The 25,910-nt window shown below is 65.6% G+C and carries 22 protein-coding genes; 4 read left to right on the forward strand and 18 right to left on the reverse strand.

The window, feature by feature from the left end:
* The first annotated feature begins 6 nt into the window (after window positions 1–6).
* The 3 genes from GO606_RS12660 to galU are packed head-to-tail and all read left to right on the forward strand — an operon-like array spanning window position 7 to window position 4,051.
* Window positions 7–1,116, forward strand: a complete 1,110-nt coding sequence (locus tag GO606_RS12660; protein ID WP_169117185.1) for a cell division protein ZipA — start codon at window positions 7–9, stop codon at window positions 1,114–1,116.
* A complete protein-coding gene (gene ligA, locus GO606_RS12665) occupies window positions 1,116–3,134 on the forward strand; it encodes an NAD-dependent DNA ligase LigA (RefSeq protein ID WP_169117162.1) in 2,019 nt (672 codons plus the stop codon). Before GO606_RS12660 ends, ligA begins: the two co-directional genes overlap by 1 nt.
* Before the next feature lie 44 nt (window positions 3,135–3,178).
* The gene (galU, locus tag GO606_RS12670; RefSeq protein WP_169117163.1) at window positions 3,179–4,051 is read left to right on the forward strand and encodes a UTP--glucose-1-phosphate uridylyltransferase GalU; all 873 of its coding nucleotides are present in this window, start codon (window positions 3,179–3,181) and stop codon (window positions 4,049–4,051) included.
* A gap of 134 nt (window positions 4,052–4,185) precedes the next feature.
* Here galU and GO606_RS12675 read toward each other — a convergent pair whose 3' ends face one another.
* The 16 genes from GO606_RS12675 to epsL all read right to left on the reverse strand — a co-directional run bounded on the left by GO606_RS12675 (window position 4,186) and on the right by epsL (window position 20,512).
* On the reverse strand, window positions 4,186–5,220 hold the full coding sequence (locus GO606_RS12675; RefSeq protein WP_169117164.1) for a polysaccharide pyruvyl transferase family protein: 1,035 nt from the start codon (window positions 5,218–5,220) through the stop codon (window positions 4,186–4,188).
* Window positions 5,217–6,677, reverse strand: a complete 1,461-nt coding sequence (locus tag GO606_RS12680) for a lipopolysaccharide biosynthesis protein (protein ID WP_169117165.1) — start codon at window positions 6,675–6,677, stop codon at window positions 5,217–5,219. Before GO606_RS12680 ends, GO606_RS12675 begins: the two co-directional genes overlap by 4 nt.
* A complete protein-coding gene (locus tag GO606_RS12685; protein ID WP_169117166.1) occupies window positions 6,674–7,678 on the reverse strand; it encodes a glycosyltransferase family 2 protein in 1,005 nt (334 codons plus the stop codon). The genes GO606_RS12680 and GO606_RS12685 overlap by 4 nt, the downstream gene beginning before the upstream one ends.
* 86 nt (window positions 7,679–7,764) lie before the next feature.
* Complete coding sequence (locus GO606_RS12690) at window positions 7,765–8,553, reverse strand: WecB/TagA/CpsF family glycosyltransferase (protein WP_169117167.1); 789 nt, start codon at window positions 8,551–8,553, stop codon at window positions 7,765–7,767.
* The gene (locus GO606_RS12695; protein WP_169117168.1) at window positions 8,550–9,695 is read right to left on the reverse strand and encodes a glycosyltransferase; all 1,146 of its coding nucleotides are present in this window, start codon (window positions 9,693–9,695) and stop codon (window positions 8,550–8,552) included. Before GO606_RS12695 ends, GO606_RS12690 begins: the two co-directional genes overlap by 4 nt.
* Entirely contained in the window at window positions 9,692–10,966 is a 1,275-nt protein-coding gene (locus tag GO606_RS12700) for a glycosyltransferase (RefSeq protein WP_169117169.1), read from the reverse strand. The genes GO606_RS12695 and GO606_RS12700 overlap by 4 nt, the downstream gene beginning before the upstream one ends.
* Complete coding sequence (locus GO606_RS21935; protein ID WP_281503921.1) at window positions 10,963–11,097, reverse strand: hypothetical protein; 135 nt, start codon at window positions 11,095–11,097, stop codon at window positions 10,963–10,965. Before GO606_RS21935 ends, GO606_RS12700 begins: the two co-directional genes overlap by 4 nt.
* 9 nt (window positions 11,098–11,106) lie before the next feature.
* Window positions 11,107–12,048 (reverse strand): glycoside hydrolase family 5 protein, encoded by a 942-nt coding sequence (locus tag GO606_RS12705; RefSeq protein WP_246979539.1) that lies wholly within the window; start codon window positions 12,046–12,048, stop codon window positions 11,107–11,109.
* 71 nt (window positions 12,049–12,119) lie between these two features.
* The gene (locus GO606_RS12710) at window positions 12,120–13,238 is read right to left on the reverse strand and encodes a glycosyltransferase family 4 protein (RefSeq protein WP_169117171.1); all 1,119 of its coding nucleotides are present in this window, start codon (window positions 13,236–13,238) and stop codon (window positions 12,120–12,122) included.
* Window positions 13,239–13,240: 2 nt separating this feature from the next.
* Window positions 13,241–14,545: a polysaccharide polymerase gene (locus tag GO606_RS12715; RefSeq protein WP_169117172.1), complete on the reverse strand. Its 1,305-nt coding sequence runs from the start codon at window positions 14,543–14,545 to the stop codon at window positions 13,241–13,243.
* Window positions 14,546–14,588: 43 nt separating this feature from the next.
* Complete coding sequence (epsG, locus tag GO606_RS12720) at window positions 14,589–15,461, reverse strand: chain length determinant protein tyrosine kinase EpsG (protein WP_169117173.1); 873 nt, start codon at window positions 15,459–15,461, stop codon at window positions 14,589–14,591.
* 43 nt (window positions 15,462–15,504) lie between these two features.
* Window positions 15,505–16,866 carry a chain length determinant protein EpsF gene (gene epsF, locus GO606_RS12725; protein WP_169117174.1) on the reverse strand — a complete coding sequence of 454 codons (1,362 nt, stop codon included), beginning with the start codon at window positions 16,864–16,866 and terminating at the stop codon, window positions 15,505–15,507.
* Between the two features lie 11 nt (window positions 16,867–16,877).
* Window positions 16,878–17,669 (reverse strand): polysaccharide export protein EpsE, encoded by a 792-nt coding sequence (gene epsE, locus GO606_RS12730; protein ID WP_169117175.1) that lies wholly within the window; start codon window positions 17,667–17,669, stop codon window positions 16,878–16,880.
* A 46-nt stretch (window positions 17,670–17,715) separates the two neighbouring features.
* A complete protein-coding gene (locus GO606_RS12735; protein ID WP_169117176.1) occupies window positions 17,716–18,582 on the reverse strand; it encodes an EpsD family peptidyl-prolyl cis-trans isomerase in 867 nt (288 codons plus the stop codon).
* A gap of 38 nt (window positions 18,583–18,620) precedes the next feature.
* Complete coding sequence (locus GO606_RS12740) at window positions 18,621–19,034, reverse strand: hypothetical protein (protein ID WP_169117177.1); 414 nt, start codon at window positions 19,032–19,034, stop codon at window positions 18,621–18,623.
* A gap of 215 nt (window positions 19,035–19,249) precedes the next feature.
* Window positions 19,250–20,512: an XrtB/PEP-CTERM-associated polysaccharide biosynthesis outer membrane protein EpsL gene (epsL, locus tag GO606_RS12745; RefSeq protein ID WP_169117178.1), complete on the reverse strand. Its 1,263-nt coding sequence runs from the start codon at window positions 20,510–20,512 to the stop codon at window positions 19,250–19,252.
* Between the two features lie 87 nt (window positions 20,513–20,599).
* Between epsL and GO606_RS12750 the strand changes: the two genes are divergently transcribed.
* Entirely contained in the window at window positions 20,600–22,030 is a 1,431-nt protein-coding gene (locus GO606_RS12750) for an undecaprenyl-phosphate glucose phosphotransferase (RefSeq protein WP_246979542.1), read from the forward strand.
* A 135-nt stretch (window positions 22,031–22,165) separates the two neighbouring features.
* On the opposite strand, the gene ltrA is transcribed toward GO606_RS12750, so the two are convergent.
* Together ltrA and typA are read right to left on the reverse strand one after the other, a co-directional pair.
* Complete coding sequence (gene ltrA, locus GO606_RS12755; RefSeq protein ID WP_246979544.1) at window positions 22,166–23,506, reverse strand: group II intron reverse transcriptase/maturase; 1,341 nt, start codon at window positions 23,504–23,506, stop codon at window positions 22,166–22,168.
* A 462-nt stretch (window positions 23,507–23,968) separates the two neighbouring features.
* Window positions 23,969–25,786 carry a translational GTPase TypA gene (typA, locus tag GO606_RS12760; RefSeq protein WP_169118252.1) on the reverse strand — a complete coding sequence of 606 codons (1,818 nt, stop codon included), beginning with the start codon at window positions 25,784–25,786 and terminating at the stop codon, window positions 23,969–23,971.
* Window positions 25,787–25,910: the final 124 nt, after the last annotated feature.

A 25,910-nucleotide genomic window follows, 5' to 3' on the forward strand; every position in this document is an offset into this window, starting at 1 on the left:
ATGAAGATGGACAGCGAATTGCAGATCGGATTGGCCGCGCTCGGCATGACGGCAGTCGTGGGCATCATCGCGTACAACAAGTGGCAGGAACGCAAGCATCGGCGGCAGGCGGAGCAGGCCTTCAAGTCCGAGCACCGCGACGTGCTGCTCGAACCGCACGAGGCCGCGCCGCAAGACGAACGCGTCGAACCCTGGACGACCGAGTCTCCCTCCCCCGATGCGAATCCCGCTCCGGCGATCCGCCATCCGGCCGCGCACAGCCCGGTGGGGCGGGTGACGCCGGGACTGCCGGCCGCAATCGATCCGCGCATCGATTGCGTGATCCGCATCGAATCGATCGAACTGCTCGACGCTCCGCGCCTGTGGGCCGCGCAAAGCGAACAGTTGCAGGGGATCGCGAAGCCGGTGCGCTGGTTCGCCTTCGACGACGCCGAAAATTTGTGGCGCCCGCTGACCGCACATTCCGCCGGCGCGTTCCACTGGTTCTGCACGGCGATGCAGCTCGTCGACCGGCACGGGGCGATCGGCGAAAACGACTTCATGCACTTTTCGGGCGGCGTGCAGCGCGTCGCGGACCAGTTCCTCGCGGTGCCGACCGATCTGCCGACGCGCGCCGAAGCGCTGCGCAATGCCGCTGACCTGGACCAGTTCTGCGCCGGAGTCGACGTGCAGATCGGCGTCAACATCGTCAGCCACAACCAGCCTTTCGCCGGCACGAAGATCCGCGCGCTGGCCGAAGCCAGCGGCATGACGATCGGCGACGACGGCGCGTTCCACGCCCGCGACGAAAGCGGCCACACGCTGTTCACGCTGTGCAACATGGAGCCCGCGCTCTTTGCCGCCGACGAAATGCGCAACCTGATGACCAACGGCCTGACGTTCGTCATCGACGTGCCGCGCGTCGCCAACGGCGTCGTCGTGTTCGACCACATGATGCAGCAGGCGAGCCATATGGCCGACGCGCTGCAGGGCAGCGTCGTCGATGACAATCACGCACCGTTCGGCCCGGACGCGGCGCTGCTGATCCGTTCGCAGATCCAGCAGTTCCAGGCGCAGATGGCCGATTCCGAGGTCCCCGCGGGCAGCCCGCTGGCATTGCGCCTGTTCTCCGCCTGATGTCCGCTTCGCCTGGAGACTTCGAGCGCGCCGCGCAGCTGCGGCGGGAGCTCGACGCGCACAACTACGCCTACTACGTCCTCGGTGCTCCCACGATTCCAGACTCGGAGTACGACCGGCTGTTCCGAGAGCTAGAAACCCTCGAGACTCGTTACCCCGAGCTATTGACGCTAGATTCGCCAACGCAAAGAGTAGGTGCGGCGCCTCTTTCTGCTTTTCACCAGGTTCCGCACAAGATTCCCATGCTTTCGCTAGCAAACGCCTTCGAAGACGCTGAAGTTGAAGCGTTTGATCGCAGGTGTCGGGAGCAATTGGATCGCCACGAGGTTGAATATGCAGTGGAACCAAAGCTCGACGGCTTGGCGATCACCCTGATCTATGAGAACGGGCTCTTTATTCGCGGAGCGACCCGCGGCGACGGAAGTACGGGCGAGGACGTCACCGCTAATTTGCGGACTGTACGTTCCGTTCCGCTTCGTCTCCGAGGAGCCTCTCCGTCAAGAGCCGAGGTTCGGGGCGAGGTGCTGATGCAACGCGGCGACTTCGAACGCTTGAATGAGCGGCAGATCGCGGCTGGTGAGAAGGTCTTCGTAAATCCACGCAATGCTGCAGCGGGGGGTCTTAGACAACTAGACTCGCGAATTACAGGCAAGCGTCCATTGCGCTTCTTTGCCTATGCACTAGCCGAAGTTGAAGGCGATGACTTGCCCCCAACGCACTCCCAAACACTCGACCTATTGGAGAGCTGGGGTTTCGTTACGGCACCAAAGCGAAAGGTCGTCCGCGGCACGAGAGGACTTCTCAGCTATTACCGTGAAGTCAGCGAAATGCGGACGCAACTTCCTTACGATATCGATGGCGTCGTCTATAAGGTTAATCGCCTGGAAGAACAAGCTGTCTTGGGATATATCTCTCGCGCACCGCGCTGGGCCATCGCACATAAGTTCCCCGCGCAGGAAGAGATCACCGAGCTCATCGATATCGAGATCCAGGTCGGGCGCACCGGCGCGCTGACTCCGGTCGCACGGCTGAAGCCGGTTTTCGTCGGCGGCGTGACGGTGACGAACGCGACGCTGCACAACGAAGAGGAAATCCAGCGCAAGGGGCTGCTGATCGGCGACCAGGTCATCGTGCGCCGCGCGGGCGACGTCATTCCGCAGATCGTCGCACCGGTCGTCGAGCGTCGCAACGGCAGCGAACGCCCGTTCGTGATGCCGCACACCTGCCCGGTGTGCGGCTCGCACGCCGAGAAGCAGCCCGACGAGGCGGTGACGCGCTGCTCGGGCGGGCTGTTCTGTCCGGCGCAACGCAAGCAGGCGCTGCTGCATTTTGCCGGCCGCCGCGCGATGGACATCGAGGGGCTCGGCGACAAGCTCGTCGACCAGCTCGTCGATGGTGGCATCGTCAGGACACCGGCCGATCTGTACCGGCTCGGGCTGGTGAAGCTCGCGAATCTGCCGCGGATGGCGGACAAATCGGCGGCGAACCTGCTCGCGGCGATCGAGAAGAGCCGCCATACGACGCTCGCACGCTTCATCTTCGCGCTCGGCATCCGCAACGTCGGCGAGGCGACGGCGAAGGAACTCGCGCGCCACTTCGGTTCGCTCGACGCGCTGATGAACGCCGATGTCGAGCGCCTGCAGCAGGTCCCGGATGTCGGGCCGATCGTCGCGCACAGCATCGCCGGATTCTTCGCCGAAATGCACAACCGCGAGGTCATCGAGCAGTTGCGCGCGGCCGGCGTGCACTGGGACGAGGGCGCGCCCGCAGTGGCCGCTGAGGGCCGCGCGAGCGGCAAGACTTTCGTGCTCACCGGCACGCTGCCGACGATGAGCCGCGACGACGCGAAGGCGCTGATCGAGTCGCATGGCGGAAAAGTCAGCGGCTCGGTGTCGAAGAAGACCGATTACGTGGTCGCCGGCGCCGAGGCCGGCTCGAAGCTCGCGAAGGCGCAGGAACTCGGCGTGGCGATCCTCGACGAAGACGGCCTGCGCCGCCTGCTCGAACAGCCAGCATGACGGGCGGCGGCCCGTCCAGAACATTCAAGAAGGAGAGTCACGACATGAAGAAAGTCACGAAAGCGGTATTTCCGGTGGCCGGCATGGGCACGCGCTTTTTGCCGGCCACCAAGGCGAGCCCGAAGGAGATGCTGCCGATCGTCGACAAGCCGCTGATCCAGTACGCGGTCGAGGAAGCCGTCGCGGCCGGGATCACCGACATGATCTTCATCACCGGGCGCACCAAGCGCTCGATCGAGGATCACTTCGACAAGGCCTACGAGCTTGAAACCGAGCTCGAAGCCCGCGGCAAGAAGGAATTGCTCGCGCTGGTGAAGCGCACCGTGCCGAAGGGCGTGAACTGCATCTACATCCGCCAGTCGGAAGCGCTCGGCCTCGGCCATGCGGTGCTGTGCGCGGCACCGGTCATCGGCGATGAAGCGTTCGCGGTGATCCTCGCCGACGACCTGCTCGACAACCCGGGCTCGGCCTCGATCATGGAGCAGATGGTCGGCGTCTATAATTACAACCGCTGTTCCGTGCTCGGCACGATGAACGTGCCGCGCGAAGAGACGCGCCAGTACGGCATCGTCAGCACCGAGGGGCAGCAGGGCGACGTGCAGCGGGTGACCGGAATCATCGAGAAACCGAAACCTGAAGAGGCGCCGACGACGCAGGCGGTCGTCGGCCGCTACATCCTGACGCCGCGCATCTTCGACCACATCCGCGCACTGCAGCCGGGCGCGGGCGGCGAGTACCAGCTGACCGACGCAATCGCCGCATTGCTGAAGGACGAGGCGGTGCTGTCGTACCAGTTCAAGGGCGTGCGCTACGACTGCGGCTCGAAGCTCGGCTACCTGAAGGCGACGGTCGAACTCGGCCTGCGCCATCCGGAGATCGGCGAGGAGTTCGCAGCGTATCTGGCCAGCCGAAGCTGAAACCGCGCGCGGCGACCGGCGCCCGGACGGCGCCGGCGGTTGCGATTTTCACCCCGCGCGGAGTGGCCGGCAAAGCAGCTTTCGCGCGCTCCGCGCTGACGGCGCCGTGCCCGGTGGCGAACGATGAGCCCGGCTCATGGCGCGTCCAGGGGGTTTGGAGGCCGCGAGGCCGAGAACGCGCCCGCCCTGAAATCCTCGCGAAACGATTCGATTCGCCTCATGAGCTCGGCTTGTCTGTCACGCAAGACACCGTCAGCGCTGAGCCGTGGCGGGAGCTTGCCGAGCTGGGTCAGCATCCGCGCTCCCCGATCCGCGAGCATGGAATGACCGGCGCGGTCCAGCAGGCGGCAAACACCTGCCTTGACGCGCGCTCCAGCTCCGGGCCGGACGACTGCCGCCGGCCGTGAGGAACGTTCCACGAAGCTGCTGACCACTGCGTCGACGCCCGACGTGTACTCCTGCGCACTCATCTCGGCCCGGACCGAAGATACCTCTCGACGGCCGTCGCGGACCATCGGGATCACGCTCAGCGGTCCCACCTCGTACGGCCGATATTCCATGTCCAGCGCCAACGCCCAGTCGTGCCACTTCAAAGGCGTGTCACGGCCGCTGACGACGGCGATCCACGGAACGCGAAACGCATCGGCCACGATCGCCCCGTGCATGGACTCGGCGATCACCAGCTGCGCCGAGGCGATCTGCCTAATCACGCGCTTGGCTTCATGCCGTGGATCGATGAAATCGAAACCGGCGCGAGCGCAGGCAATTTGCCAGATGCCTTCTTCGGCCGTCGTCCAATGTGGCACGAAGGCGACGCCGCACCGCGAGGCCGGCGCGAACTCCGGCAGCAGCGGCAGAAGAATCGCCGGATCGGCCACCGCGAGCTTCGGATCTGCGTTGATCGCCCGCGCTGTGAGCGGGCCGCGCACGGCATAGATGCGCCAGCTGTCGTCGCCGAGATCGGCGGGCAAGCGCCCGTAACCGGTACCGCTGCCCATCACGATACGGTGACGCGCCTTGGGAATATCGGCGGACAGGATCGTACCGATGCCGATGAAGAGCGCATCGTCATTTCTGTCGAACAGGTCGGGCAGGAAATGCTCCCAGAGGAAAAGGTTCATGTCGTCGCCGAAATTGCCGTGGCTCGACGCCCAGTGGAACAGTTTCATTTCGGCACGCTTGCTTGGCCCAGCTTGTGGCTGAACAAGGACCACAGATTCATCAGCAATTCTCGCTGCAACTGGAACAGGGCCGCGCCGTAGATCACCACGGCGGCAATGCCGCTGACGATGAGGGTCAGCAGTACCGGGTGGAACTGCGGCGCGAAATGTTTGGCCGCCACGATGACCAGCATCGTCAGGGTCGCTGCGATGACGGGCGCCGCCAGTGCGCGCCCGATATCCCGCCCGCGGACCTCGGCGCTGCGCTTGAGGAAGACGAACCCCAGCGGCGTCGTGATCAGCGCGCGAAGCACGAAGGCGACGGCAATGCCGGTCATGCCCCAATGCACGGCGACGACGGCGAACAGCACGCTGAGTGCGGATTGCACCGCCGAGAGCGTCAAGACCCGGTCCGGCCGTCCCACGGCGTTGAGCAGCACGGCGATCAGGTAATTCGGCGTCGCGGGGAACACCACGAAGCAAATGATCGACAGCACTTCGCCCGCACCGGCCCAGCGGGCGCCATAAGCGAACGTACCCACCTCCGGTCCCATGACCGCCATCCATCCGAACACCAGGAATGTCACCACGGCGCAGTGCTGACATACCTTGATGAAAGCTTCGCCGAGGCGTTTGCGGTCGGCCTGAATCCGCGCGAATAACGGCTGCGCCACCTGCGCGAACGGGCGGATCGTCAGCTGGATGCACAGGTCCAGCCCGGTCCATGCGAGACGGAACACACCGGCCGCCTCGGTGCTGACGAAAAACCCGATGGCCAGGCCATAGACGGTGTTGTTCAGCGACGAGAACAGTTGCGCGATCGTGTATTTGCAGCCGCCGGCGACCACGGTGCGCAAGTTCGCCCTGACACCGGCGAAGCGCGGCCACCAGCGATAGGAGAGGCACAACACCACGCTCGACACCAAGGCGTTCACCAGTTGCTGGATCACGAGGCTGTAGACGCCCCATCCCGAATAGGCGAGGGCGATCGCGATCACGCCGGCGACGAACACGGCGCTCACCGTTCTCAGGGCCAGGAATTTGAACCCGAACTGCTTCGCCAGCGAGGCCTCGTGCACGCAGCTGAGCGAGCGCAGCAGGAACACGGGGCTCAAGGCGCGGAGCACGGGGGCCAGCTGCGCATCGGAGAATGCCAGCGCGATCGGCCCGGCGAGCGCGAACAGCAGGATCGAAGCCGACAGCCCAAACCCGACCGAAGTCAGCCAGGCGGCGCCTTTGACCGGCTCGTCGGCTTCTTCGCGAAAGATCAGGTAATCGTAGAGGCCGAAGCGGCTGACCGGTTGCAGCAGCTGGATGATCATCAATGCCGTCGCCGCCGTGCCGAATTCCTGCGGCGTGAGCAGCCGCACGAGGACCAGCAATACCAGGAACGAGAACGCCCGCTGGCCGATATCTGCGGCCGAACTCCAGGCGATGCTCGAAAAGAAGATCCGGGCCGTGGTCATGTCGAGTCCAGCAATCTGACTGCGACGGCCGCGATGAGCGTGCTCTGCATGCTCGAAGCGAACGGAGTCCGGTGCAACCGGCGCGCCAGCTTGCGTACGAGCACGGCGCCGATCCGCCAGTCCATGACGCAAGCGCGCAGCAGCCCGGGAACGTCACGGCTCTGCAGCAAGCCCCGCAAAATCGTGCCGCTCTTGTGCCAGCGGATCGCATCGGCTCGGTCCCGCAACAAATTCTCGCGTACCGCGTTCCCGCGAACAGCCGGATGCGAAAGCAGCGCCAGCGTCGCGTTGCGCATGCCATCGTAGTTGGCAATGGTGCGGGAGAACTCCGACGGCTTGGCGCTGACCGTTCCGACCCGCTGCGTGAACAGATAATACGGTTTACCGACCAGCACGAATCTGCCGCCTGCAAGCAACAGCCGCGCGTACAGATCGAAATCCTCGCCATGCCGCAGATCGTCCACATAGCGCAGCGCGTGCTCGCGCAGGAAGTCCCGCCGCATCAACCCTTTCAACTGCCCGAGGTCGAAGGGCGAACGGCCGGTGATGCAGTTGCGCAGGAAGTCTTCGACACTGACCGTCTCGACCGCGTCTTCGCTCCGGTCCTCCAACCCCACGCCGGTGCGCAATCCGGCGGCCGCATCGTAGAGAACGAGATTGTCCGCAACCAAGGCGGCTTGCCGGGCCTCGCCGACGGCGCACAGAGCTGCGAGCCGGCCCGGCTCATAGGCATCGTCCGCATCGAGTATCGCAACCCACTCGGAGCGGGCAGCCGCAATGCCGCGATTGCGGGCGACGGACGGCCCGGCGTTCACCGGGTTTTGCAGCAAGCGTATCCGCGAATCCTCGGCGGCACGCCGCCGCACGAGATCGGCCGTCGTATCGCTCGAAGCGTCGTCGACCACGATGATCTCGAAGTCCGCCATCGTCTGCGCGAGCACCGAATCGATTGCGCGGTTCAGACATCCGGCGACATTGAACGCCGGAATGATGACTGACACCAACATGCATGCTCCATCTGTCGAAGTGAGCGTGGGCTTGCGACCGTTTCATCTGCTGATCGGGACCCGAGCGATGCACTCTTGGGTTAAATGCCCCGCCCGGTCTGACCGGACTTGAAGTTCTCCGACGCGCGAGCCGTTTCCTTGTCGGCAGCGAGGCACAACACGAGGAAGCGCGCGATGTCGATGGTGTAGCGCCGCGCCAGCCGGCGCGGCTCCCGGCCGAGGCGATACAGCCATTCGAGCCGCAGGCGCCGGACGATGTCGGGCGCGCGTGCCTTGTCGCCGGCGAGGAAATCGAACAGCGCACCGACCCCGATCAGCAGGCGCGCATCGAGACGTGCGCGATGCCGCAGGATCCATTCCTCCTGCAGCGGATTGCCGAAGGCGACGAGGACGACCTCGACGCCCGACTCGTTGATCCACCGGATCAGGTGTTCCGGGTCGGCCGTTCCCGCGTAGCCGTCGCACACCCCGCGCACCGTGACTCCGTGTTCGCTGCGCAACCGGTCCGCGGCCCGCGGCGCCACACCCGGACGGGCGCCGAGAAGAAACACCGCACGCTTCGCCCGCTCCAGCAGCGGCGGGATGAAATCGGTGCCGTTGAGGTTCTCGACGAAGCGGCGGCGGTGGATCATCCGAGCGGCGATGTCGAGACCGACGCCGTCGTTCGCGATCAGGATGTCCGCCGCGTGCATGCGCCCGCGCAACTCCGCGCACTGGACAATGAAGTTGGTGTTGGCGAAGAACAGTGCCGTCTGCTCGCCGCCTTCCAGCACCGCCAGCATGCGTTCCGTCAACGCCGATGCACTGCTGTGCAGGACCGGGAAGCCGGCAATCGACAGGGTCTCGATGGGTTGTGTCGGGGAGTTCATGGGCGTATCCGGGTATCTGAATAGCGGGTCGGCTGGAGAATGCGATCGGCGACGTCCGACCAGCTCGGGTGCGCGCGGCTCGGTCCGCGCGGGGCCGCGAGAGCGGCCTTGATCGCTGCGAAGATCGACTCCCCGTCACCGGGCCGGTAGCCGAAGCGGCTGCGATAGTCGCCGACGACCTCGCGCGGGCACACCGCGGGCACGCCGAGAAAGTCGTACTGGATCAACTTCATCGACGTGTCGGCGAGATAGTCGGGCAGCTGCGTCGTGCGGTAGGCCGCGATGCCGAAGTGCGCATGCTTGATGAAGCGCACGGTGTCGGCGTGCGGCATCTCGTCATGGACGGTGACGTTGCCGCCGTAGTCGGCGCACCGCGGCCGGCCCGAGCCGATGACATGGAAACTGATGTGCGGAAAGCGGCGCGAAGCGCAGGCGAAGAACTCCGCGTCGAACAGCATCGAGCCCACCGACACCGCGTGAATGCCCGGGCCGTACGGGGAGGGATCGCCCTGTGAAGCGAGCCCGGGGTCGATGCCGTGCGGGATGAAATAAAGGTTGCCGCTGCTCGGGATCGTCCGTGTGAGCGCACGGGAAGGCAGGCGGATGATGTCGATCGACGGCGCGATGCGGCGGAAGGTGCGCTTGACGTAGTCGGCCGAGTTGATCGTGTCGAGGTCGTCGGAGGCGACATAAACCGTCTTTGCCATGGGATTCATCCGCCTCGCGAGTTCGAAGAACACCGGTGCGGTGCCGCTCTCGAAGAGGATCACATTCGCCTCGGCGATCCAGCGCAACAGCACCGGGCTGGCTGTCCGTACATACCAGCCAAACATCAGCGACTCGACCGGCCGAAGCAGCGCGTGACGTGTGTTGAACGGATGAAGCGGCGTTTTCCACAGGAAACACTCGACACCCTGGTGCTGCTCGATCCGGTTCGCGCAGGTATCGATCGGCAGCCGCGGATCGGCGGTGTAGCGCGACAGATGGCTGTAGCGCAGCGAGAAAAAGCGCGTCGTTCCGCGGCGTGCGAGTTCGCCGGCGATGAAGTGGATATTGGCCTTGCGCGGCGAACGATAGTCGTGCGCGGAGAGGACGAGGAAGCTTTCGGTGCCGTGCGTTATGCCCTGCATGTCTCGATTCATGTCGGGCTCCTCGATACCTTGGCCCCCATGCATTGCTCATCATGCTTGGGGGATGCGCAGCCGAGTTCGGCACAATGTCGCGCGAGCTCCGTATCGAGCAGGGCATTATTGAATTCGCGCTCGATCTTGTCCCGCGCCGCGGTGCGGATCGCCACGACATCGACGGCTCCTGTAGCGATGCGTTCGAGCCAAGTGCTGATCGCCCCGGCGTCGCGCTCGTCGATGAGGAGACCGGAAACGCCATGTTCGACAAGCTCGGGGATGGCGCTGTGTCGCGTCGTCAACACAAGGATTCCGCTCGCCATCGCTTCCATCAGCGCGACCGGAATGCCCTCCATATCCCCGTCAGCAGCGGTCACCGACGGCAGCAGAAAGACGTCGGCACGTGCGAGCGCGGCGAACACCGCCTGCTGCGGCTGCTCACCGAGAAAACTTACGCGCTCGCCGGCCGGCGCGGCGAGGGCGTGCAGTTCAGCTGCCAGCGGGCCGCCGCCGATGATCTCGAGGCGAACATCAGCCCGGGCGCCGATGACCCCGCGAATGGCGTAGTCGAGCCCCTTCTTTTCGGTGAAGCGTGCGACGCTGAGCACGCGCAGCGGGCGTCCGAGCGGGCGCTCGGGCGGCAGCGCGGGCAGTGCATCGACATCGACGCCCATGCGCAGCACCTCGATGCGGGACGGCGGGCAGCCCCACTTCTGCAGTTGGTGTCCCCACAGGGCGCTGATCGGCAACATACGTTCGGTGTCGGCGAACAGCCGACGGTAATTGCCGAGGTGGCGCGCGACCGTGTTCCGGTCGCTCATGTCGTGGCCGTGGAAGATCGTTGCGATCGGCCCTTCGACGAGCCCGGCCTCGCGCAAATACATCGCGCGCACGCCCATTGGTCCGAAGTGCGCAACGATGGCGTCGAAACGGCCGATCGAACCGTGCGGGGCCTGGGCGGCGATATCCAGCAGGGCCGCGGAGCTGCCAGTCAGCGCGGCGCGCAGAGCGACGCCGAGCCGGTGCAGCCCCGCCGTGGTGACAAGGCTCCCGACGAGAAAGCGGGCAAGCGTCAGCATCCGCCAGCGCGCCCCGTGGACCATTCGAAGCGCGCGCACATGCTTGCCCAACTGGTTATCGCAATAGACCGCATGCGCGAGCCCCGGGTCGCCCCACTCGGCGGTGATCACGCTGACGTCGTGCCCGAGTCGCTTCAGCCCCGCGACCTGACGAATCACGAAGGTCTCCGACAGAACCGGAAAGCGGGCGGTGAAGAAGGCAATTTTCACGGCGATACCGGCCTCCCCAGTTCCGCGCCGGTGCTCTCGATATGGGGTCCGGCGGAGGCCAGGCCGTGGCGTGGCAGGTGGACCACCACGGCGATGGCGGCGGTAACGCCGACGGTCATGGCGAGCATCATCTCGGCTGCTCATTTTCCGAGGTATGGCGACACGACGCTCATCTGCGGCGCGTCGGCGCCATCCTTCGGATGGATGCTCAAGGGATAGCCGCCCCACCAGCGCCCGGCCGCCCACACCGCCCAGCCGCGCCAGACTTCGCGGTTGCTCGTCAGCGCCAGCAGGTGGTCGAGGGTCGCGAGGCACTCGGGGGTGCCGGGCGTTCCGAATTCGCCGAGGAAGAGTTTGTGTCCGTTCGCGCGCGCCCAGTCGGAAATCGACGCGAACATGCGGTCGAAATGCGACGGTGCCAAACAGTCGGTCGTCGTGCCGGAATAGCCGGGATTGGCGTACTGGTGGACTTCGATGAGCGTGCGGCCGAGCGGGTCCGACAAGTCGGCGAACGCCTGCGCATTCGATATCCCGGAAAACTCCTTGAACCACTCGTGGACGCCGCTCCACCGCCCGCCCCCGACCAGGAGCAGGTTGTCCGCACCGGCCTCGCGCAGCGCCGCGACGGTTCCTCGCGCGACCTCCGCCCACTGCGGGATCGGCAATGCTTTCGGCTCGTTCATCAGGCCGAAGGCGACCTGCGAGGCATCCGGAAAGCGCTGGGCCATCCTGGTCCAGAAATCGAAGAACGCCGCCGTGGGCACTTCCGCGGAGCCGATCGCCTTGCCGTGATAGGTGCCGTAATTATGCGCATCGAGAATCACGCACAGGCCGAGCGGGGCCGCAGCGGCGACGACTTTCGCGATCGCGTTCATCTGCGCCGCGTCGAGTGCTCCCATGAGGTTGAGCTGCGCCCGTTCCCAGCGAAACGGCAGCCGGATCACGGTCGCGCCTTTCGATGCGAAATAACCCAGATCCTGCGCCGTGGGATAGACGTAGTCCTTGTACATCGTGCCGGGAAGGCGTTTCGAGTTGAATTCCGCGCCGGCCATATTGACGCCGGTCAGGGGGCTGTCATCCACGCACCCCGCCCACGAGGTGGACGCCGCAAGAAAACTCCCTGCGATTGCCAGCCTTCGCAGCCACCGTATGCTCATGTCGCTCTCTCCACTTCGCGATAGACGCGCAGGTAGCAGCCCGCGACGTGCTGCCAGTCGTACGGCTCGGCGAACGCGATCGCCCGCTCGCGCCGTCTGCGCTGGCGCTCGCGGGGCAAGTGGTGTTCCCGGTTCAGCGACGCGACAGCCTCGTCCTCCCGGCCGCTTTCGACGACCACGCCGATCTGCGAGCGCTCGACGAGCGAGCGGAACGGCGGAATGTCGCTCAGAACCGGCACCAAGCCGGCACTCATCGCCTCGATCGCGGCCAGCCCGAAGCCTTCGTGGCGCGACAGGCAGATGAAGTAGCTCGCGCGTCCGATCAGCGCCGCCAACTCGGTGTCGCCCGGATTCGGCACGACCTCGACCGCCGCCGCGAGATTGCGCGCGGCAATCAGCGCATGCAGCGCGGCGACGGAGTAGTCGTACTCGCGCCCCGCCACGATCAGCCGCCAGGTGGGGTCGGTGCGGCGCAGTCGCGCGAGCAGATCAAGCGCCGCCGGGAGGCCCTTGTTTTCCGACCAGCGGCCAAAGTAGATCAACGTGGGCACCGGGTCCGATGCACTGCAAGCGCGGAACTTGCCGACGTTGACGCCGTTTTCGATGACCTGCAGCCGGCCGTTGCCGACGATCGGCGCGAAAATCCGCCCATCGCTGTCGCTCGTCGCGATGATGCGGTCGTAGCCTCGCACGCTGCCCCGCGTCACGGTGTGGAAAAAGACTTTCTTCAGCGACGCGGCGAAGCGCGTATGGAAGAAGCCGCCATGAGTCGAGGCGACCAGCGGACGATGATGCAGCCAGCGCGTCGCTGCAAGGTAGTCGAAGAAGAAGTCCACGCCATGCACATGGACCACATCGGCATCGCCGAGCAGCCGCAGCACCTGCGGACACAGCGGATACCGGGACGATCCGGCGTAGGACAGGCGCCGCACCGGCACCCGATCCACTTCGTCCTGTGCCGGCAGCGGCTGTTCCCGGTCGCGGAACAACCGGTCGAGCGTGACGATGACCGGCCGGAACCCCGACGCGAGCTGGTGCCGGGCGATATTGCGCACGACGTCCTCCATGCCGCCGACGGACGGGTGGTACTGGCGGACGACGTGCGCGATGCGCATGTTCATCCTCCGCCGGGCCGATCGATCCCGCGTCGCTCGACGGACGCGACCGCCCCCGCGGATTCGCGGAGCGCAGTTTCACTACTGACGATGAGGCTGCCGAGCAGGTACCACAGCACGGCGGAGGTCTTGAACGCGAACGCCGAACTGCCGCTGACGCACAGGATCAGCACCAGATATACGGCGACACACGCATGGAAGCGGCGTGTGGTGGGAGTGCCTTGCGCCGGCAGCAACCAGAAGGCGGCCCATAACCACAGACACGCGAACAGGCCGAAATTGGCCAGCACGTAGGGGTATCCCATGTCGAAATAGCGGCGTGCCGGCTGATCGAACCCGAACAGCTCGCCGCCGCCCATCGTCATCAACGTCCTGCCCGTCAGCGCGAGGCGCCCGACAACGGAGTCGGAATACTCGCCGCCAGTCGCGAAAGCGATGAGCGCCAGCGCGCCGACGCACAGGAACGGGAGCGGCATCAGGAGCGTTTCGGCGCCGCGCAGCGGCACCAGCCGCAGCAGGAGCAGCACGCCAATCGACAGCGTGGCGAAACGCGAGTCGCTCAGCACCGTCATCACGGCCGCGGCGGTGACGAAGAAGGCCGCCTCCCGCCACTGTTCGCGTGCTTTCGCCAGGCCCCAGGCTGCGCAGATCACGGCGAAATTGCCGAGCGACACCGGCTCGATGAAGATCGATGAGACGCGGTGCGGGCCGAGGAATGCAGCCAGCGTGCGCCCGATCGCGTCCGGACGCATGCCGCTCGCAACGAGCTTGTCCGGCCGGTAGAGGCCCATCTCGGGGTCGCCGACGCCGCGCGCGAGGTAGTACGACTGGATGTCGAAGAAGCGCGTGAACACGCCGAGCGCCATGAATTCGAACATCGCAAAGGCGAGGACCAGCCACACGACGCGCTTGAGCAGGCGGTCGGCGTTGCCTTCGCCGCCCACGTTCATGCCGACGCCGAGAAAGACCAGCGGAACGAGAAGATCGCGCAGCGGCTTCGGGTCGAGCGAGTCGCGCAGCAGCGCGAGCGTGACCGCGTTGGCAACGAGCAGCGCTGCGGCCAGGTAGAACCCCAGCGGCAGGCGCTTCAACAGCAGCGGCAGGGCGGCCGCGAGCATGACGATCTCGGCGATCATCACGGTGCTCTTCCCGCCGATGCCGAACTGCGTGTACAGCAGGCACAGCCATAACTGGTGGCTGACGGCAAGCAGCACCAGCGCATTCACGTAGCCAAGCGTGAGCTCGCCGGAGCGGGCTTGTGACACTGCTGCGGACGGCAGCTTTCCGGGATAGAGCGCAGTCAGCATCGCACGCCGTTCCGCCTGCGACGGGAAATGTGCCGGTGCAACGTCATTCGTTCACCACGGCGCCGAGTATCCGGCTGCCGCTCGCTTCGAGCGACACCTGGAGTTCCCGCAGCTCCTTCATCGGCGTCATGTTCTTGCGCACCACCAGCATCGTGTTGCCGCTTGCGGCGGCGACGACCTGCGCGTCGGCGCCGACGCGGGCTGCCGACGTGTCCTGTATGACGACGTCGAACAGGTCCTCCAGCGCCCGCAGGCGCTTGGCGAGCAGCGGCCGCGCGAGCAGCTCCTGCGGGTTCGGCGGCGTCGGGCCGGCCGGCAGCACGAACAGGTTGCGCAGCGCACCGATCCGCACGATCGCTTCGCTGCCGACGCGCCCCGCGAGCATGTTCGACAGCCCGAAGCGGTTGTCGAGGTGGAACAGCGTGTGCTGTGACGGATGCCTCAAGTCGGCGTCGATCAGGAGCGTGCGCAGGCCCATCTGCGCGAACACCACCGCAAGATTCGCGGCGACGAAGCTGCGCCCTTCGCCGCGATTGACGCCGGTGAGCGCCAGCGCCCGCGCGCCGTAGCGGCTGTTCGCCCAGCGCAGCGACACCTGGCTGCGCAACTGGCGCAGGCTCTCGGCGACCGGCCCGAACGGGGCATACGCGGCGACAACCTCGCGCGCGACGATGCCGCTGCGCGCCGGCAGGTACGGATAGTCGAACTGCCGCGCGAGCGCGAAATCGACGTCCGCCTGGCTGATCAGCCCGAGCTCGATCGCCGCCACGCCGAACGGAACGCCTTTTGCCTTCTGCTCGCGCAGCACGACCTGGGTGTCCTCGGCCGTGAGGCGGCCGGTTTCGACGAGAATCGCACCGATCGACTGCTCTTCGGCGGCGGGCCTCATGTCCATGATGTTCGGTGTCGCGTCCATTGCAGCTCCCGGTTCAGGTCGGAGACAGTGCGCACTCAACGGGCTAGCGCAGCAGCAGGGTGTTTCCGGCGCGCGGCAACGCGCCCAGCACCGGAATTCCGAGCACATCGACGACGTCCGCCTCGGAGCGCACGCGGCGCCGGATCATCTCGAGGCCGAGGGCAAGGCTCACGCCGAGCAGCACGCCGAGCACGGAGGCCAAAACGACGATCAGGGCCCGCCGCGGCGACGAGGGGAGGCGCGGCGGTGTCGCGGACGCGAGCACGAAGACGTTGGTCTGCTGTGCCTGGCTTTCCAGGTTCGTTTCGGCGAGGCGCCCATTGACGACGTCGTAGGCCTGCTGCGCGCTGTCGAGATCCTTCTGCAGCACCGCGATCTGGTCGCGCTGCGCCTTGAGCTTGAGCACCTTCGCTTTCTGTTCGTCCACCGCCTGGCGCATTTCGGCGACGCGGTCCGCATTCACCCGGTCGGTCGTGTCGATCGATCCGACGATGCGGCTCGTCTCGAGCGCGATGCGCCGCTGCAGCGAGGCGATCTCGCGATCGGCCCGCACGATCTCGGGGTGCCGGGGCCCCAACCGTGCGGTGGCCTGGTCACGCTGCGCTTCGAGCCGCGCCAGTTCGCCTTTCAGGCTGGCGAGCAGCGAGCTCTGCACGACCTCGGGAAGCATCTCGCCGCTACCGGACTGATTGCGCCGCGAACGGCTGTCGCTGCGGTCCGACTGCGCCGCGACGAGCTGGCGGGAAAGCTCGTCGAGGCGTGCGGTCTCGACATCGAGCCGCTCGTCGGTCGTGACGATGCCGTGTTCGCGCTGATAGTCCGACAGCCTGCGGCGCGCCGCTTCGACGGTCTCGCGCAGGCTGGAATTGCGCGATTCGAACCACTGCGCGTATTGCCGCGCCGGCTGAACCTTCATTTCGAGATTGGTGGCGATGTATGCGTTCGCCACCGCGTTGGCGACGTTTGCGCATTGCTCGGCGACCGCGCACGTATAGGCGATCTGCACGACGTTGCTGTCGCGCGAAGGCTGGACGTCGAGATTGCTCTCGATTTCGTCGGCGAGCCACAGCGGGAAGGCGACTTCCTCCCCCGTTTCCGTCCGCCAGGCCGCGCGCAATGCCTCGTCGTCGGCCACTTCCGGCGCCGCCGCGGCACGCTCGACGACCCGCCGGCTGCCGATGATATCGACCTGCGTGGCCATGTAACCACCCAGCATCTGCGACGACAGCATCTGCCCGAGCAGCGCATTGGCGGATTTGGCGTCGATGACGAGCGCCACGTTCGCCGTGTAGTTGCGTGGCAGGATCACCGCGACGACGGCACCGAGCGCAGCTACGGCGATGAACACCGCGAGGATCAGCCGGCTGCGCGCCCGCAGGATCACGAAAATCTGGCGGATCGTCATGGCCGGGTCCCTCAGAAGAGGCTCTGCTTCACGTAGATCACGTCGTCGGCCCGGAGCGGAGCGTTGCGGTCGATCGACAGCACGTCGACCTTGCCGGACGCGTCGCGGCGATGGACCTGCATGCCGCGTTCCGTGCCGCGGTTCGTCAGGCCGCCGCCGGTCGCGAGCGCCTGGATCAGCGTCATGCCGGGCTCGATGCGATAGGCGCCGGGTTTCTGGACTTCGCCATAGACATAGAAAATCGGCGCCCGGTCGACGAACAGGATGTCTCCGCCGGCCAGTTCGACATTGGCGGCCGGATCGCGCGAGAAAAGCTGCGCCAGCGGAATCTCCTGGCGCATCGGCTGCCCGTCGCGCATTCCCGTCAGGACCACGACGTCGGCGCCGTCGGGGGCGACTCCGCCCGCGAGCGCGAGCAGGTCGGCGACGCGCATGTTCGATGTCTCCAGCGGGAAGCGGCCGGCGCGATTGACACGGCCCAGCACCGACACCTGGTTGCCGCGGATCTCGAGCGGAAAAATGATTACCTGGGGTTCCAGCACGTAACCGCCTTTCTTCAGCCCGCCCGCGATCCGTTTCTCCGCCGCGGCGACACTCATGCCGCCGACCTGTGTCGCGCCCACCAGTGGAAACGACACCTGGCCGGATTCGGAGACGCGCGCCTCCGTCGTCAGATCGGGATTCTCGAAGACGGTGATACGGATCACGTCCCCGGGGGAAAGCAGGTATTCGCCCCCCGCCGACGCACAGACCGCCCATCCCGTCACGACGCAGATTGCCGCTGTTTTCGCCAGCCCTCGCATTGCTCTGTCTCCTTCGCCTGTTGTCGAACCTTCGCTGCGCCGGCGCTTACGGGAGCGAAAGCGCCGGCGCCAGCACTGCCGCCGCGCCCGGCGAAAGCCCCGGAATGCCGCCAGCGTCCTTGCGGCCGGTGCCGTCCAGTATCGAGATCGCCGCCATCCGGCTCAGGCGGCGGACCTCCGCGTCGACTGCCGCGACCCGTTTCTCGGTCCACAGGCGGCGCTCGATCAGCGGCCGCGCGGCGTTCTCGTCGAGCGCGGAGGCGCTCGCGCGGACAATCTCGATCACGCGCAGGCCGGTGGGGGCGGGCAGCAGTGCGACCTCGCCTTCCTTCAGCGTCGCCAGTTGCGCCGCCACCTCCGGTGGAAGCTCCTCCGCCCCGCGTTCGGCTTCGGTGATGACGAAAGGCAGCTCCTCGCGGCGCAGCCAGTCCGCAAACTCTGCGAGCGAGTGCGCCGCGCGGAGGTGCTGGCGCAGTTCGGTTTCCCTCGATGCCGGCGCGGAGATTTCGAACTCGCGCAGCGCAAATATCCGCCGCTGCGCGAACATCGCCGGATTGGCCTGGTAAAACGCCTCGATCTCGCCGTCCTGCGGGGGCGGAATGCCGTTGACGAGGTCCATGATGTAGCGCCGCGCAAGGATCTCGCGCCGCGCCGCGCTCACCGCGGATTCGTCCACCCGGGCGCTCCCCGGAGTGCTGCGCAGGAACTGCTGCGCCAGCAGTTCCTCGATGACGAGTTTTTCCAGCTGGCGCCGACGGACCTCGTTATCGTGTTGCGGCACGCCGAGGTGCTGCAGCGTGAGATCGAGCTCCGCGGCCGAAATCACCGTCCCGTTGACGCGCGCCGCGACATCTTCGGGAGGCGCCGGGGAACACGCCGCGAGCACGATCGCCAGGACTGCGGCGACAGCCATGCTCGCGAGATTCCGCTTTGGCGGCATGTCCTTGCGCCTCAATGCCTGCCCAGTCGACGCCGCGCCACGAGTGCACCGACCGCGAGCGCGGCAATCGCTTCCGCAACCCACCCATCGGCGCGCCGCGACCGGGATGCGCCGCTGGCAGGGCGCGCGTCGTCGAGGATTTCCGGAATATCGACGACCTCCGGTTCGTCGAAGCGCCAGACGTCGCCCGCAGCGCGCAGCGCCGCGGCGGCCTTCGCCTGCTCCCGCTCCAGTAGCGCGAAGGAAACATCGGCGTCCCCGGAGCTGCCCGAAAGCGGCGCCAGGGCCGACGATGATGCGGGGATCCACCCGGTTCCCCCGGTCACGAGAGCCAGTTCCTCGTCGGGAACGAGTTCAATCGTCCGGACTGCCTGGGCCGGATACGAAATCCAGATGAAGATCGCCCCAACCAGGATCTGGAACACTCTGCACAGGTTCGCCATATGGGTACCTCACGCAGATAAGAGTAGTGTTCCGTCGCCGCTTCCCAATCTCCGGAAAGTGATAAAACGTAAATGCTTTTTACTTGGATTTAGCCGAACACCGGCTCAGAAATATTTCGAAACTTTTTTTATTGGGCGGCGGGCCCGCCTGCTGTCCGAAGACGCGCCGCGAGCCCCAAAGACGCGCAAACGGGTAATCAGAAGTCGAGCCTCACGTCGATCCCGTGGATTTTCGCCGTGTAGTCAAACCGCTCTCCGGCGGCCGAGCGTTTCGCGCGCTGCACCGAGGCCGTGATCGTCAGGTCGCGCAAGGGCGCGTAGCCAACACTCAGGCCGTAAACCCGCGTCCGGTCGTCGTCGAGCGCCGGCAGCTCGACGTCGCTGCGGTCTCTGCGATATCGCTCGCCGCGCGCGATAACGGTGATCTTGTCGGTGGCCTTCCAGGTCCCCTCGACGCCGACTCCGCGGGTGACGACGTAGTTGTCGATGACTTCGTATTCGGAGCCGATTTCCCGCCGCGCAATGACCTGGAACGACAGCTTGCCGGTCGGCTCCCAGCCGAATGCGATGCGTCCGGTCGGCCCGCTGAAGTCGAGGCTGCTCACGTGTTCGTATTCCCGCCGCGTGTAGCCGACGTAGCCGGAAAAACTGCTGATTCCCGACAATACCCAGCTCCCCCGCAGCCGCAGGTCGCGCTGTTCGTAGCCCGAATCGACCCGTGCGGAAGGGGTGCGGTTCGGATAGTCGCCGTCAGCCTGGCGGGCCACCAGTGACAGCCGGTTGCCGGACTTGGGGCGGTATCCGATGCCCGCTTCGATCGCGCTCTCGTCGTACTCCGAAGCGTCCGAACGCTCATCCGAATAGCGGCTGCGCGTGTGTTCCGCACCAACGAGAAAAGACCAGTCGGGATGCCACCAGTAGTCCGCGTCGGCCCCGATTCTGCGCAGCGTGTTGATGCTGCGGATGCGCCGGTCGGTGTCGGCGAAGCTTCGCGGCGCCTGGCGCTGCAGCAGCGTCGCCGTCCCTGTCCATTGCCGTCCCGCCGCCCAGTCCCAGCGCAGCGCGCCGCTGGCGGTCGTGCGGTCGAGCTGATTGTGCCGATCGTAGTTGCGGTGTGTCATCTCCACTCCTGCAATGACGCGCTGCAGGCTGTAGGTGTGTTCGAATCCCAGCGCGGCCGTCGTGCGGCTGATGCGATCGCTCCTCGATCCCCCTTCCGGGGGCCGGACGTCGTCGGGCAGCCGGAACAGATTGTCTTCCCGAGAGACGGAGTGCCCCAGCCCCACCGTGAAACCTTCCTCCGGCTCCCCGTCGTCCGCCGCGGCTGCGGCAGCGAAACCGTGGAGCGCCCAGCTCGCGGCGAGCACGTGCAAGACATGGCGTGCGGCCCGGCGGCGCGAGCCGAGAACCCGGCAGGAAGTCCACCCCCGGGCACGATAAAGAATTGTTACATCCGTCATGACTCGCAAGCTCCCCTGGCTGGTGGGTGATGCTATGAATAATCCACTCGGAGGCGCGTCCGCCCCGGCCTGTGTCAGGAGCAAGCCGTGCCGAACTCGTCGATCTTCACTCATCCTCCCGAATCGGCTCCCGTCGCGGAGACGAATGCCGCGTTTTTCTACGGGAGTTTTTCGACGGCAAGCATAATCGAATCGGTCGTCGACCCGTTCATCGCGGTCGGTCTGCTATTTGCTTCGGCATATTTCTACGAGGTCGTTCCCGACAGCCACTATGTGATTCTCGCGCTGCTGACGTTTTCACTGACGTTTCCCGGAGACAGTCACCTGCGCGACGGAAGGCGGGTGATGGTGCGCAAGACGGCGCTGAACTGGCTGCTGATCGCAGGCGCGCTGGTGCTGTTCGGGTATGTCACCGGCTATATCCATTATTTTGCGGTGCCGGTGCTGGCGATGTGGCTCGCCGGCACGCCGCTTGCCCTCATCGCGGCGCACGCGGTGTCGCGCGTTGCGCTGCCGCGGCTCATGTCGAGGGCCGGGACGCAACGCCGCGCAGTGATCGTCGGCTCGAACGACATCGCGATGCAACTCGCGCGCGGCATCGAGGAAAACCCTTTTCTCGGTGTGCATCTGCTCGGATTCTTCGACGACCGAACCCCTGCACGCCTGTCCGGGACGACCGCGGGCGTGCGCCTCGGCCATCTTCGCGAGCTTGCCGCCTATGCGAAGGAGCAGGCCGTCGACCATATCTACATCGCGCTGCCGATGGTGAGCCAGCCGCGCATCCTGCGGATCCTCGACGATCTGAAGGACACTACCGCGTCGATCTTCTTCGTGCCCGACATGTTCGTGACCGACCTGATCCAGGGCCGCGTCGATCATGTTGCCGGCACACCGGTCGTCGCGGTCTGCGAGACGCCCTTCACCGGCGTCAACCGCCTCGTCAAGCGACTGTCCGACATCGTCCTCGCGACCGCCATCCTGATCCTCATCGCACCGCTGATGGTGCTGATCGCGATCGGCGTGAAGCTCGGTTCGCCGGGGCCGGTCATCTTCAAGCAGAACCGCTACGGGCTCGACGGGCGCAAGATCCTGGTCTACAAGTTCCGCTCGATGACGGTCTGCGAGGACGGCCCGCAGATCGTCCAGGCCGTCAGGGAAGACACGCGCGTAACGCGTTTCGGCGCCTGGCTGCGGCGCACCTCGATGGACGAGCTGCCGCAGTTCATCAACGTGCTGCAGGGCCGCATGAGCATCGTCGGGCCGCGTCCGCACGCGGTGGCGCACAACGAGACCTACCGGCAAGTCATCAAAGGCTACATGATCCGCCACAAGGTCAAACCCGGCATCACCGGCTGGGCGCAAGTAAACGGCTGCAGGGGCGAAACCGACACCGTGGAAAAAATGGCGCGGCGGATCGAATACGACCTCGATTACCTGCGTCACTGGTCGCTGTCACTGGACCTGAAGATCATCCTGATGACGATCCGGCTGGTGATTCGAGACGCGCACGCGTACTAGCCGTACCGCGCGATACGTCAAGAGGCAGATACGTAAGGACGTAGAATCGGGATAGGGGCGGCCAGAGTACCTGACCGTTCCCCTCCCACACCACCCGGCATGCGGGTCCGCACCGGGCGGTTCGAGCAGTTGAGGTCATGAGAGCCGGGGTACGCCGAGCCGGTCGAAGTAGGCAATCGGCATCACACGATTGAGCGCGAGGCGGCTGTTATGCCACCATCGGCGACTGTTTGCGGCGATCCGCTGAGCGTCCGTCTTCGAGGCGCCCAGCGCCAACAACTCCCGATACATCGTTGTCCCCCGACGCCAGTGCTTGAGCTGCAGCGCACGCAGCCGATGACGTAACCACTCGTCGAGTTCGCGGAACACCTTGGGCGTCTGCGCAAGCTGGAAGTATGTCTTCCAGCCCGGCATGTAAGTCCGCAGTCGTTCGGCGACCTCCGGCAGGCTGCGCCCGCCCGAGCGTCGCGTCATTTCTCGGATGCGTTGCTTGAAGGTTTCCAAAGCCTTTCTTGCGACGGCGCATTTGATTCGATCACCCGCACTGCGCCACAGCTCGTAGCCCAGAAACTTGCGACCGGTCGCCTGCGCGACCGCCGTCTTGGCTTCGTTGACCTTCAAGTGGAGCCGACGTAGTCCATCAAGCACCCGCTCGCCCGCGCGGCGACTGCGCACATACACGTTGCAGTCGTCGGCATAGCGCACGAACCGATGGCCACGCTTTTCCAGTTCCCGATCCACCTCGTCGAGCAGCACGTTGGCCAGCAACGGCGATAGCGGACCGCCTTGCGGCGTGCCCTCATACCGCTGCGTAACCACCCCGCCATCCATGATGCCGGCCACGAGGTAGCGACGGATCAGCCGCAGCACGGCGCGGTCCGAGACTCGCCTCGATAGCCGATCCATCAGGATGTCGTGATTGACCCGGTCGAAAAATTTCTCCAGATCCACATCGACCACCATCCGGTAGCCGTCCTGCACATAGCGCTGTGCCATTAGCACTGCGTCATGCGCTCGGCGGTATGGCCGGAAGCCGTAGCTGTGTTCGGAGAACGTTGGATCAATCTTCGGCTGCAGGACCTGTAGCAGGGCTTGTTGAATCAGCCGATCCGTCACCGTCGGTATCCCCAACTCACGCACCCCGCCACCGGGCTTCGGGATCTGGACGCGCCGCACGGCTTGAGGCCGGTAACTGCCGTCCAGTAACGCTTCCCGAAGCCGGGGCCAGTGCGTCTTCAGGTACGCCGCCGTCTCGGCAATCGACAACCCATCCACCCCGGCACTGCCGCGATTGGCTTTGACGCGTTTCCACGCCAGCACCATGTTCTCTCTCGCGAGCGCCTGCGCGAGCAGGTCGTCTCGCCCTGAGCCTTCGGTTTCATGCCGCGCCGGACGTGCTTCATCACGCATCGCTTCGGGTCTGGCTTCACCTCGCCCTCCCGCGTTGCGCCCCGGTTGCCCGGGCTTCTGATGCACTGCACTTCCGAGCGACATGGCCTTCGGCCCTCCTACTCGTTCGGCCCTTCGCCCCGTACCGGCAGCTAATACGGCCTCTGCTGACTTCTCGCTCCGGCTTGTCACCGTCGGCCTTTCAGCCACAAGGCGAGATCTCCCCAGGTAAGAACGCACTCCTTCGCTGCACAACCGCCGGATCTACGCCACTTCGCCTTGATCACGAGAGCTTCGCGGTTTTCGGCCCGCTCGCCCTGCTCGGCAGCGCCTTTTATCCGATTCTTGTCCATCGGCTCGCAGCTTCGATCCACGCTTCCTTCCCACACTCGGTCGCCCTCATGCAGTTGCGCTTCACTTCGTTCGCTGTGATCAACTTACGGCGGGACTTGCACCCGCAAGAGTGCGCCCATGCTGGGCGCACCGAAAAAAGCGCTGCCGAAGCAGCGCTTTTTCGTGGCTCGACGGTATCCGGGCGCGGGATGCGCGTCAGGCGTTGTCGGCCTTTGCCGCGCGCTTGCGCTCGTTCTCGGTCAGGTAACGCTTGCGCAGGCGGATCGACTTCGGCGTGATTTCGACGAGCTCGTCGTCGGCGATGAATTCGATCGCGGACTCGAGCGTCAGCTGGATCGGCGGGATCAGGCGCACGGCTTCGTCGGTGCCCGACGAGCGCACGTTGGTGAGCTGCTTGCCCTTGATCGGGTTGACGACGAGATCATTGTCGCGTGAATGGATACCGATGATGATGCCTTCGTACACCGGGTCGTTGTGCGTGAGGAACATGCGGCCGCGATCCTGCAGCTTCCACAGCGCGTAGGCGACCGCGTGGCCGTTGTCCTGCGAGATCAGCACGCCGTTGCGCCGCTCGCCCATCGGCCCCGCCATCGGACCGTAGTCGTCGAAGACGTGGCTCGCGAGGCCGGTGCCGCGCGTCAGCGTCAGGAACTCGCCCTGGAAGCCGATCAGGCCGCGGGCAGGGATGCGGTATTCGAGGCGCGCCCGGCCCTTGCCGTCGGACTGCATGTCCTGCAGCTCGCCGCGGCGCCGGCCGAGCTCTTCCATCACGCCGCCCTGGTGGTCTTCCTCGACGTCGACGGTGAGCAGCTCGTACGGCTCGCACTTGACGCCGTCGATCTCGCGGAACACCACGCGCGGACGGCCGACCGCGAGTTCGAAGCCTTCGCGGCGCATGTTCTCGAGCAGGATCGTCAGATGCAGTTCGCCGCGGCCCGAGACCAGGAACACGTCCGAGTCGTTGGTGTATTCGACGCGCAGCGCGACGTTCTTCAGCAGTTCGCGTTCGAGCCGCTCGCGGATCTGGCGGCTCGTGACGAACTTGCCTTCGCGCCCGGCCAAGGGCGATGAATTGACCATGAAGTTCATCGTCAGCGTCGGTTCATCGACCGCGATCGGCTTCATGCCTTCGAGTTTCTCGGGATCGCACAGCGTGACGCCGATATTGACCTGATCGACGCCCGACACCAGCACGATGTCGCCGGCTTCGGCCGATTCGGCCTGGGTGCGCTCGAGGCCCTTGAACGTCAGCACCTGGCCGATCTTGGCGCGGCCGCGGTTCTCGTCGCCGTACATCACGACGACTTCCTGGTTCGGACGGATGCGGCCGCGCTTGATGCGGCCGATGCCGAGCTGGCCGATGTAGGTCGAGTAATCGAGCGAACAGACCTGCAGCTGCAGCGGGCCGTCGGAATCGACTTCGGGCTGGGGCACGTGCTCGAGGATCGCTTCGTACAGCGGAGTCATGTCGGCCCCGGGCTGGCTCGCGTCGAGCATCGCGTAGCCGTTGAGCGCCGACGCGTACACCACGGGGAAATCGAGCTGCTCTTCGGTCGCGCCGAGCTTGTCGAAGAGATCGAACGTGTGGTTGATGACCCAGTCCGGGCGGCTGCCCGGGCGGTCGATCTTGTTGATGACGACGATCGGCTTCAGGCCGAGCGCGAGCGCCTTGCGCGTGACGAAGCGTGTCTGCGGCATCGGGCCCTCGACCGCGTCGACCAGTAGCAGCACGCCATCGACCATCGACAGCACGCGCTCGACTTCGCCGCCGAAGTCGGCGTGTCCCGGGGTGTCGACGATGTTGATGTGGGTGTCGCCGTACTGGATTGCGCAGTTCTTCGACAGAATCGTGATGCCGCGCTCCTTCTCCAGATCGTTCGAATCCATCACCCGTTCGGAAACCTGCTGGTTCTCGCGGAAGGTGCCGGACTGGCGCAGGAGCTGGTCGACGAGCGTGGTCTTGCCGTGGTCGACGTGGGCGATGATGGCGATGTTGCGGATGGAGCGGGACATTTGGGTCCAGAAGTCTTTGAAAAGTTTTTAATTTTAGCACGGACGCCGCATTGCAGCATCGCGCCCTTCACCCTTTTCATGCGGGGCCGCGAACGAGGGGGCGGCGGGGCTCATGCTAGAATCG

Source organism: Aromatoleum anaerobium, assembly GCF_012910705.2.
Taxonomy (GTDB): Bacteria; Pseudomonadota; Gammaproteobacteria; order Burkholderiales; family Rhodocyclaceae; genus Aromatoleum; species Aromatoleum anaerobium.